The sequence below is a fragment of the Streptomyces sp. KLMMK genome (genome assembly GCF_036961605.1).
Lineage (GTDB): Bacteria > Actinomycetota > Actinomycetes > Streptomycetales > Streptomycetaceae > Streptomyces > Streptomyces telluris.
On the sequence record NZ_JBAMDC010000237.1, the window covers coordinates 1 to 10,508 of the forward strand.

General features: G+C 73.2%; 6 protein-coding genes. 5 read left to right on the plus strand and 1 reads right to left on the minus strand.

The genetic code is table 11. From position 1 onward, the window contains the following. Positions 1-200 precede the first annotated feature (200 nt). The 5 genes from kdpB (at position 201) to V7793_RS26080 (ending at position 9,734) form a co-directional block, all read left to right on the plus strand. Entirely contained in the window at positions 201-2,348 is a 2,148-nt protein-coding gene (kdpB, locus tag V7793_RS26060) for a potassium-transporting ATPase subunit KdpB (RefSeq protein WP_443057997.1), read from the plus strand. 148 nt (positions 2,349-2,496) lie between these two features. Next, positions 2,497-3,582: an esterase-like activity of phytase family protein gene (locus V7793_RS26065; RefSeq protein ID WP_336010486.1), complete on the plus strand. Its 1,086-nt coding sequence runs from the start codon at positions 2,497-2,499 to the stop codon at positions 3,580-3,582. A gap of 46 nt (positions 3,583-3,628) precedes the next feature. Further along, positions 3,629-7,528 (plus strand): ABC transporter ATP-binding protein, encoded by a 3,900-nt coding sequence (locus V7793_RS26070; RefSeq protein ID WP_443057998.1) that lies wholly within the window; start codon positions 3,629-3,631, stop codon positions 7,526-7,528. 75 nt (positions 7,529-7,603) lie between these two features. After that, the gene (locus V7793_RS26075) at positions 7,604-8,185 is read left to right on the plus strand and encodes a dihydrofolate reductase family protein (protein ID WP_336010490.1); all 582 of its coding nucleotides are present in this window, start codon (positions 7,604-7,606) and stop codon (positions 8,183-8,185) included. Positions 8,186-8,303: 118 nt separating this feature from the next. Next, positions 8,304-9,734, plus strand: coding sequence for a S28 family serine protease (locus V7793_RS26080; protein ID WP_336010492.1), 1,431 nt, complete (start codon positions 8,304-8,306; stop codon positions 9,732-9,734). Positions 9,735-9,758: 24 nt separating this feature from the next. On the opposite strand, the gene V7793_RS26085 is transcribed toward V7793_RS26080, so the two are convergent. Next, on the minus strand, positions 9,759-10,508 hold a 750-nt coding region (locus V7793_RS26085; protein WP_336010494.1), incomplete at its 5' end, for a hypothetical protein.

Sequence of the window (10,508 nt, forward strand, 5' to 3'; positions counted from 1 at the left end):
CCCCCCCCCCCCCCCCGCCCGGCGCTCGGCGCTCTCCGGGGGAGAGGGGGCCTCGGCCCCCGGGGCCGGTGCGCCGCGTCAAAGGTGCGTAAGTCCGGACCTGCGGTCCGACAAGGGCGCGTAAGGATCCGGTGACGGGCCGTACCCGGACGGTTGGCTGGGGTGATCGCCCACCTCCGTCCCCGTCGAAGGCCACCCCGTTGACCCTGCACCTCCTCCCCGAACAGGACGTCCGCCCGCCGAGCCCCGCCCCGCCCCCGGGCCGGAGACGGCAACGGCACCGGCGGGTGGGCGGGGGCGCCGTCGACCTCCGCCAGCTCGCCGTCTCCCTCCCGGACGCCTTCCGCAAGCTGCACCCCCGGGTCATGGTCAAGCACCCGGTGCTCTTCGTGGTGGAGGCCGGCTCCGTCCTCACCACCCTCTCCGCGATCCTCGACCCGTCCCCCTTCACCTGGCTCATCAGCGTCTGGCTGTGGCTGACCGTGCTCTTCGCCAACCTGGCCGAGGCCGTCGCCGAGGGCCGCGGCAAGGCCCAGGCCGAGACGCTGCGCCGCACCCGCGACACCACCGTCGCCCGGCGGCTGCGCACCTGGCGGGTGGGCATGGACCGGCGCGACTGGGCGGAGGACCGCGTGGTCGCCGCCGACCTGCGCCCGCAGGACTTCGTGGTCGTGGAGGCGGGCGGGACCGTCCCCGGCGACGGCGAGGTCGTCGACGGCGTCGCCTCGGTCGACGAGTCGGCCATCACCGGCGAGTCCGCGCCGGTGATCCGGGAGGCGGGCGGCGACCGCTCGGGCGTCACCGGCGGTACGAAGGTCCTCTCCGACCGGGTCGTGGTCCGCATCACCTCGCGCCCCGGGCACACCTTCCTGGACCGCATGATCGCCCTGGTCGAGGGCACCAGCCGGCAGAAGACCCCCAACGAGCTGGCCCTGAACATCCTGCTCGCCTGCCTGACCGTGATCTTCATCCTGGCCGTGGTGTCCCTGCAGCCCATGGCCGGCTGGGCGGGCGCCCCGCAGACCATCACCGTCCTCGTCGCCCTCCTGGTCACCCTCATCCCGACGACCATCGGCGCCCTGCTGTCCGCAATCGGCATCGCCGGCATGGACCGCCTCGTCCAGCGCAACGTCCTCGCGCTGTCCGGGCGGGCCGTGGAGGCCGCGGGGGACGTCAACACGCTCCTCCTGGACAAGACCGGGACCATCACCCTCGGCAACCGCCAGGCGGCCTCCTTCGTGCCCGTCAAGGGCGTCCCGCACGAGCTGCTGGCCGACGCCGCCCAGCTCGCCTCCCTGGCCGACGAGACGCCCGAGGGCCGCTCGATCGTCGCCCTGGCGCAGCAGTACGGGATCCACCACGCAAGCGAGGAGTTCGGGCACGGCCGCTTCGTGCCGTTCTCCGCGCAGACGAGGATGAGCGGGGCGGACTTCGCCTACGACGGCGAGTTCTGCCGCATCCGCAAGGGCGCCGGCAGCGCGGTGGTGCAGTGGGTGACCCGGCGCGGCGGCGAGGTCCCCGCCGAGGCCGGCTGGATCGCGGACTCCATCGCGGCCGGCGGCGGCACCCCGCTGCTCGTCGCCCTGGAGGACCGCGACGGCTGCCGGGTCCTGGGCGCCGTCCACCTCAAGGACGTCGTCAAGCCCGGCATCGCCGAGCGCTTCGCCGAGCTGCGCGCCATGGGCATCAGGACCGTCATGGTCACCGGCGACAACCCGCTCACCGCCAAGGCCATCGCCGCCGAGGCCGGCGTGGACGACTACATCGCCGAGGCGACGCCCGAGCACAAGCTCGCCCGCATCCGCGAGGAACAGGCCGGCGGCAAGCTGGTGGCGATGACGGGGGACGGGACGAACGACGCGCCCGCGCTGGCCCAGGCGGACGTGGGCGTGGCCATGAACACCGGCACCTCGGCCGCCAAGGAGGCCGGGAACATGGTGGACCTGGACTCCAACCCCACCAAGCTCATCGAGATCGTGGAGACCGGCAAGCAGCTGCTCATCACGCGCGGCGCGCTCACCACGTTCTCCATCTGCAACGACGTCGCCAAGTACTTCGCGATCGTCCCGGCCATGTTCGGCGGCGTCGCCGGCTACGAGGGCCTGGAGAAGCTCAACGTCATGGGCCTGCACAGCCCGTCCTCCGCCATCGCCTCGGCGATCGTCTTCAACGCCCTGGTCATCGTCGCCCTGATTCCCCTCGCCCTGCGCGGCGTGCGCTACGCCCCCTCCAGCGCGCACGCCCTGCTGCGCCGCAACCTCGGCCTGTACGGGGCGGGCGGGCTGGTCGCGCCCTTCGTCGGCATCAAACTCATCGACCTGCTGCTGCAGTTCGTGCCGGGGCTGTGAGGACCGGTGGCCGGGCACCGTACTTTTTTCAGGGCGTTGTGTCCCTGAACGTTGTTTCCCCCGGTATTTACTCGAATCAACTTCCGTGTCACGCGCGGCGATCTACGGTGGACGGCGTCGCCCGCAGCCCACCCAGGAGGCCCGCCCCGTGCGTACCCGATCCGTGCTCGCCGCCGCCACCGCCGCACTGGCCGCGGCCACCTGCCTGACGACGACCGGGGCCGGTCCGGCGCAGGCACACGCCTCCACGCGCGCGTGCTCGCCCTCCGTGCGGATGGACGGCTTCTCCGACGGGCTGGACAAGACGACGTTCCAGGGCTCGTTCGTCGGCAACTTCTCGGCCCTCGCGACCGACGAGGACGGGACCGTCGCCGCGGTCTCCGACCGCTCCCAGCTGTTCTCGCTGGACGTGGAGCAGCGGAGCGGCGGGGCGCCGTCCGCGAAGCCGGTGCGGGCCGTGAACCTCGCCGACGAGAAGGGCGGCCCGGTCGACTCCGAAGGCCTGGTCGTCGACCGCGACGGCACCCGGCTGGTCACCTCCGAGACCGAGCCGTCCGTGCGCCGCTACGACAGGGACGGCCGGCTCCTGGGCCGGCTGCCCGTCCCGCAGGCGCTGCAGGTCGCCCCGGCCGGGCGCGCCGCGGCCAACCAGACCTTCGAGGGGCTGACCCTCCAGCCCGGCGGGCGCACCCTGATCGCCTCCATGGAGCAGGCGCTCGCCGGGGACGGGACGGACGCCGCCGGCAGACCGCTCGTGCGCCTGCAGAGCTGGCAGCGGCACGACCGGCAGGACTTCGCCGTCGGCCCCCAGTACGCCTACCCGGCCGACCAGGGCCTCGGCGTCGCGGAGATCACCGCGGCCGGTGACGGCCGCCTCCTGGTCCTGGAGCGCGGCTTCACGGCGGGCGTCGGCAACACCGTGCGGCTCTACCTCGCCGACCCGCGCCGCGCGAGCGACGTCTCCGCCGTCACGAACCTGCCCGGCGGCCCGGCCGTGCGGCCCGTGCACAAGACGCTCCTCGCCGACATCGGCGCGTGCCCGTCGCTGGGCGCGACCGCCCGGCAGCCGCAGCCGAACCCGCTGCTGGACAACATCGAGGGCCTCGCCGTCACCCGTCCGGCCACCGGACGGAACGGAGGATTCCTCCGTCTGCTGCTGGTGAGCGACGACAACCAGAACCCTGCGCAGGTCACCCGGCTCTACTCGCTCACGGTGCGCCTGCCGCGGCCGTAGGGGGAGCGCACCGCCCGCCCTCGCACCCGTACTTTGTTGCGCCGGGATGAAATCCGCAGCCCAGGGCGTTGGGCCCTCCGTCAGCAGGACGAGAGCGGCAGCGCGGGAGGCTCGGGTGGCAGCGGCGAGGGAAACGACAGGTCAAGGATGGGCCAGGCGGCTCGCCGGCTACTGCTGGCGCTACCGCGGCACGGTGCTCCTCGCCCTCGGCTCCTCGCTCGGCGGCATGGCCGTCATGGCGCTCGTGCCCCTCATACCCAAGCTGATCATCGATGACGTGATCGGCTCGCACCAGCGCCCGCTGGCCCCCTGGGCCACGCTCCTCATAGCCGCCGCCGTAGTCGTCTACGGCCTGACGTACGTCCGCCGCTACTACGGCGGACGCCTCGCCCTCGACGTCCAGCACGATCTGCGGACCGAGATGCACGAGGCGATCGCACGGCTCGACGGCCGGCGCCAGGACGAGCTGTCCACCGGCCAGGTCGTCGGCCGCGCGACCAGCGACCTCCAGCTGATCCAGAGCCTCCTGTTCATGCTGCCGATGATGATCGGCAACCTCATGCTGTTCGCCATCTCGCTCGTCGTGATGGTGGTCCTCTCCCCGCTGCTGACCGTCGTCGCCCTCGCCGTCGCCCCCGCCCTGTGGATCCTCGCCAAGCACAGCCGCACCCGGCTCTTCCCCGCCACCTGGTACGCCCAGGGGCAGGCCGCGGCCGTCGCCGGCGTCGTGGACGGCGCGGTGACCGGCGTCCGCGTCGTCAAGGGCTTCGGCCAGGAGGCGCAGGAGAGCGGCAAGCTCCGCGAGGTGAGCCGCCGGCTCTTCGCCGGCCGCCTGCGCACCGTGCGCCTCAACTCCCGCTACACCCCGGCCCTGCAGGCCGTCCCCGCGCTCGGCCAGGTGGCCATGCTCGCCCTCGGCGGCTGGATGGCCACCCGCGGCCAGATCACCCTCGGCACCTTCGTCGCCTTCTCCACCTACCTGGCGCAGCTCGTCGGCCCCGTGCGGATGCTCACCATGGTCCTCACCGTCGGCCAGCAGGCCCGCGCGGGCGTCGAGCGCGTCCTCGAACTCGTCGACACCGAGCCGGTCGTCCAGGAGCGCCCCGGCGCCGCCGAGCTGCCCCCGGACGCCCCCGCCACCGTCGAGTTCGACGACGTCACCTTCGGCTACGACCCGGCGCGGCCCGTCCTCGACGGCTTCTCCCTGCGCCTGGAGCCCGGCGAGACCGTGGCCGTCGTCGGCGCCTCCGGCAGCGGCAAGTCCACCGTCTCGCTGCTGCTGCCGCGCTTCTACGACGTCACCGGCGGCGCCGTGCGCGTCGGCGGCCACGATGTCCGCGACCTCACGCTGCCCTCCCTGCGCGCCGCCATCGGGCTCGTCCCCGAGGACAGCTTCCTGTTCTCCGACAGCATCCGCGACAACATCGCCTACGGGCACCCGGACGCCACCGACGAGCAGATCCGCGCCGCCGCGCGCGCCGCACAGGCCGACGGCTTCATCGGCGAACTGCCCGACGGCTACGACACCGCCGTCGGCGAACAGGGCCTGACCCTCTCCGGCGGCCAGCGCCAGCGCATCGCCCTGGCCCGCGCGATCCTCACCGACCCCCGCCTGCTGCTCCTGGACGACGCGACGTCCGCGGTCGACGCGCGCGTGGAGCACGAGATCCACGAGGCGCTGCGGAGCGTCATGGCGGGCCGTACGACCCTGCTCATCGCCCACCGCGCCTCCACACTGGCGCTCGCCGACCGGATCGCGGTCCTGGACGGCGGCCGGCTCGTGGACGTCGGCACGGCGGAGGAGCTGGAGGAGCGCTGCGAGCGGTACCGCCTCCTGCTGACGGACCCGGGTGAGCTGGCCGGGGTGACGAGGGACCCGGCGGGGCGCGCCGCTCCGGTCGCCCTCGCCGGAGTCTTCGGCGGCGAGGCGTCCGCCGCGGGCGTCCTCGACCGGACCGATGTCCTCGACCGTGCGGACGGCCACGCGCGCGTGGACGCTCTTTCCCGCCCCGAGGTCGACGCGACCCCGGTCAAGCCCCGGCGGGTCCTGGCCGACGGCGTCACCCCCTCCCTGTGGGTGCGCAAGGACGAGCCCGAAGGCAGCTCCGACGGCGTCACGGGCATGCCCGCCACGCCCGAACTGCTCGCCAAGGTGGCCGCACTGCCGCCCGCGGACGACACCCCCGACGTGGACGAGGAGCGGGCCGCGCGCCAGGAGGAGGCCTACGGGCTGCGGCAGCTGCTGCGCGGCTTCCGCACGCCGCTGGTGCTGAGCCTGCTGCTGGTGACGGTCGACGCCGCCGCCGGGCTGCTGCTGCCGGTGCTGATCCGGCACGGCATCGACCAGGGCGTCCAGCAGCTCGCCCTGGGAGCGGTCTGGGCGGCCTCAGGGCTGGCCCTGCTCGTGGTGGCGGCCCAGTGGGCCGCCCAGGTCGCGGAGACGCGCATGACGGGCCGCACGGGTGAGCGCATCCTCTACGCCCTGCGCGTGAAGATCTTCGCCCAGCTCCAGCGGCTGGGGCTCGACTACTACGAGCGCGAGCTCACCGGCAAGATCATGACGCGGATGACGACGGACGTGGACGCCCTGTCGACGTTCCTGCAGACCGGCCTGGTCACCGCCGTCGTCTCCGTCCTCACCTTCTTCGGCATACTCGTCGCCCTCCTCGTCATCGACGTCGAACTGGCCCTCGTCGTCTTCGCCACGCTGCCGCCGCTGATCGCCGGGACCGTCGTCTTCCGCCGGCAGAGCGTCAAGGCGTACGAGCTGGCGCGCGAGCGCGTCGGCCTCGTCAACGCCGACCTGCAGGAGAGCGTCGCGGGCCTGCGCATCGTGCAGGCGTTCCGCCGCGAGGCGGCCGGCGCCCGGCGGTTCGCGGAGCGCAGCTGGTCCTACCGGCAGGCGCGCGTCCGCGGCCAGTGGCTGATCTCGGTCTACTTCCCCTTCGTCCAGCTGCTGTCGTCCGTCGCCGCCGCCGCGGTGCTGATCGTCGGCGCGGGCCGGGTGGGCGACGGCACGCTCACGGCGGGCGCGCTGGTGGCCTACCTGCTCTACATCGACCTGTTCTTCGCGCCCGTCCAGCAGCTGTCGCAGGTCTTCGACGGCTACCAGCAGGCCACCGTCTCCCTCGGCCGGGTGCAGGGCCTGCTGCGCGAGCCGACCACCACGCCCGTGGCCGAACGGCCGCGCCCGGTACGGGAGCTGTCCGGCGAGATCGTCTTCGACGACGTCGCCTTCCACTACGGCGACGGCGAGAACGCCCTGTCCGGCATCAGCCTGAGGATCCCGGCCGGCCAGACCGTCGCCTTCGTCGGTGAGACGGGCGCGGGCAAGTCCACCCTCGTCAAGCTGGTGGCGCGGTTCTACGACCCGACGGGCGGCGCGGTCCGCGTGGACGGTCACGACCTGCGCGAGCTGGACCCCACCGGCTACCGGCACCGGCTCGGCGTCGTCCCCCAGGAGCCCTACCTCTTCCCGGGCACGGTGCGCGACGCCATCGCCTACGGGCGCCCGGACGCCGCCGACGCCGAGGTGGAGGCCGCGGCCCGCGCGGTCGGCGCCCACGACATGATCGCCACGCTGGACGGCGGCTATCTGCACCCGGTCACCGAGCGGGGCCGCAACCTCTCCGCCGGCCAGCGCCAGCTGATCGCCCTGGCCCGGGCGGAGCTGGTCGACCCGGACGTCCTGCTGCTGGACGAGGCCACGGCCGCCCTGGACCTGGCCACCGAGGCGCTGGTCAACCAGGCCACGGACCGGCTGGCCGGGCGCCGCACGACCCTCGTGGTCGCCCACCGGCTGACCACGGCCGCCCGTGCGGACCGGGTGGTGGTCCTCGACCACGGCCGCGTCGTCGAGGACGGCACGCACGCCGAACTGCTGGCCCGCGAGGGGCGCTACGCGGACCTGTGGCGGACGTTCACGGGCGAGGCGGTGCCTGCGTAGGCCGGGAGCACCCCCGCCCGGTAGGTTGGCGCCGGACAGCGCCGGACCCGGCGTTTCTCACCGAGCGGGGGACTCGTGCGCAAGCTCACCTACTTCATCGCCACCACCATCGACGGCTTCATCGCCGGCCCCGGTGACGAGTTCGAGTTCATGATGTCGATCCTGGACGACGAGTACGTCTCCGCGCTGATCGAGAGCTACCCCGACACCGTCTCCGCGCGCGGCCGCGAGGCCGTCGGGCTCGGCCGGGACAACAGGGACTTCGACACGGTCCTGATGGGCCGCAACACCTACGAGCCCGGCCTGTCGACCGGCATGACCAGCCCGTACCCGCACCTGCGGCAGTACGTGGTCTCGAAGTCCCTCGCCACCAGCCCCGACCCGGCGGTCACCGTCTTCTCCGGCGACCCGGTGGAGCTGGTCCGCGACCTCAAGCAGGAGGAGGGCAAGGGGATCTGGCTGTGCGGCGGGGCGAACCTCGCGGGCCAGCTGCGCGGCGAGATCGACGAGCTCGTGGTGAAGATCAACCCGTTCGTCGCGGGGAAGGGCATCGCGCTGTTCTCGGCGGAGTTCTCCCCGGAGCGCTACGACCTGAAGGGGACCCGCTCGTTCGGCAACGGCGTCGTGATGGTGACGTACGCCAAGCGGACCGGCTGAGCGCGCCGCGCCGCCGGGGGCGGCGGCAGCAGGGGGAAGGGCGGGAGAAAAGGGTCTGGTGCGCAGGTCGGCCCCCCGGGTAGGTTCGCGGCGAACTTGCGAACCCAGGGGAGGGCGAATGCGCAAGGCTCTCAGATGGCTGCTGGCGCTGACGGTGCTCGTGGGCACCGTCGGTGCCGGCAGTGCCACGGCGGGGGCGGCCGAGAAGGCTACCGAGCCGGACATCAAGGACCGCGTCCTGAAGATTCCGGGCATGAAGCTGGTCGAGGAGAAGCCCTACGAGGGCTACCGCTACCTCGTTCTGACCTACGATCAGCCGGTCGACCACCGGCACCCGGCCAAGGGCACCTTCCAGCAGCGCTTCACGCTGCTGCACAAGTCGACGGACCGGCCGACCGTCTTCTTCACCTCCGGCTACAACGTCAACACCAACCCCGGCCGCAGCGAGCCGACCCGCATCGTCGACGGCAACCAGGTGTCGATGGAGTACCGTTTCTTCACCCCGTCGCGGCCGCAGCCCGCCGACTGGTCGAAGCTCGACATCTACCAGGCGGCCAGTGACCAGCACCGCCTCTTCGCCGCCCTCAAGCCGCTCTACGGCAAGAACTGGCTGGCCACGGGCGGCTCCAAGGGCGGCATGACGGCGACGTACTACCGCCGCTACTACCCGAACGACATGAACGGCACGGTGGCCTACGTCGCGCCCAACGACATCGACAACAACGAGGACTCGGCCTACGACCGGTTCTTCGCGAACGTCGGCGACCAGGCCTGCCGCACCCAGCTCAACTCGGTGCAGCGCCAGGCGCTGCTGCGCCGCGGCGAGTTCGTCGCCCGCTACCAGAAGTGGGCCGACGAGAACGGCAAGACCTTCAAGACCCTGGGCGGCATCGACCAGGCCTTCGAGAACGTCGTGGTCGACCTGGTCTGGTCGTTCTGGCAGTACCACCTGCAGAGCGAGTGCGCCTCCGTGCCCGCCACGAACGCCTCCACCGACGAGCTGTACAAGTTCGTCGACACCATCTCGGGCTTCGACGGCTACACCGACCAGGGCCTGGAGCGCTTCACGCCGTACTACTACCAGGCGGGCACCGAGCTCGGCGCGCCGAGCGTGAAGAACGCGCACCTCAAGGGCCTGCTCCGGCACCCGGAGACGCTCAACCCGCGCGCGTACGTGCCCCGGGAGATCCCGATGAAGTTCAAGCGCGGCGCCATGGCCGACGTCGACCGCTGGGTGCGCGAGGACAGCGAGCGGATGCTCTTCGTCTACGGGCAGAACGACCCGTGGAGCGGCGAGCCGTTCCGCCTCGGCAGGAACGCGGCCGCGCGTGACGACTACCGCTTCTACGCGCCGGGCGGCAACCACGGCTCGAACATCGCGCAGCTGGTCGCCGACGAGCGGGCCAAGGCCACGGCCAAGGTCCTGGAGTGGGCGGGCGTCGCCCCGGCGGCGGTCCGCAAGGACGAGGCGCACGCCAAGCCGCTGGCCCCGTACGACGCGAAGCTCGACAAGCCGGTCGTCGAGCAGCGGCAGGCCCTGCGGCCGTAACCGCGACCGCCCCCGCGGGGCGGGCTAGACCAGGCGGCGGGCGCACCCGACGGGTGCCCCGCCGCCCACGTGTACGTACAGGTCGGTCGAGGGCGGGCACTCCGGCCGGGCCCCGACCCGGCCCGTGATGCGGTACTCGGGGGCGTGGGCCGCCGAGCCGTCGCAGGCGGTCTCCTTCACGACCCCGTCCCGCTGGGTGTAGAGGCAGTCGCCGGTCACCGTCACCGGCCCGCCGCCCATGCCGGGGTCGCCCGGGTGCGGCGGCTGGAGGTTGCGCATGCAGGCGTAGCCCTCGGGCGCGCTGTGCGCCTCCGAGGCGCCCTGGTCGACGGCGGTGATGTGCAGGACGAAGTCGGTCTCGTCGGGGCAGCGCGGGCCGCCCGGGCGGGGGCCGTTGTAGCGGGCGAGGACCCGGGCCGCGGCCTCCCCGCTCCGGCAGGAGATCTCGGTGAAGGAGCCCGCGCTCCGCCCCGCGCACTCGCCGCGGGCCAGGAACGTCGGATCGCGCCCCGGCAGGACGTGGGCGGAGGGGGTTCCGGCGGCGCCCGCAGGCTGCTGCTGGGCCCGGCAGCCGCTCAGCGCGGCGGTCGCGCCGGAGGCGAGCAGCGCGAGCGCGAGCAGCGCCGTCCGCGGCGCGCCATGGCCCATGGTGACCCCCGTCCCCCCGATGCGCTCCAGCCTGGCTTCCCGGGCCGGGCGCGCACCAGACGTGCCGGGCGCACGGCGGCGGTGGAAACGATGTGGGTGCGGGCGCGTGCCGCCGGGCGTACGCCG

Bases quoted from the DNA above. Each gene is read 5' to 3' on its own strand.
- V7793_RS26070 (WP_443057998.1), top strand. From the start codon at position 3,629: ATGAAATCCGCAGCCCAGGGCGTTGGGCCCTCCGTCAGCAGGACGAGA.
- V7793_RS26080 (WP_336010492.1), top strand. From the start codon at position 8,304: ATGCGCAAGGCTCTCAGATGGCTGCTGGCGCTGACGGTGCTCGTGGGC.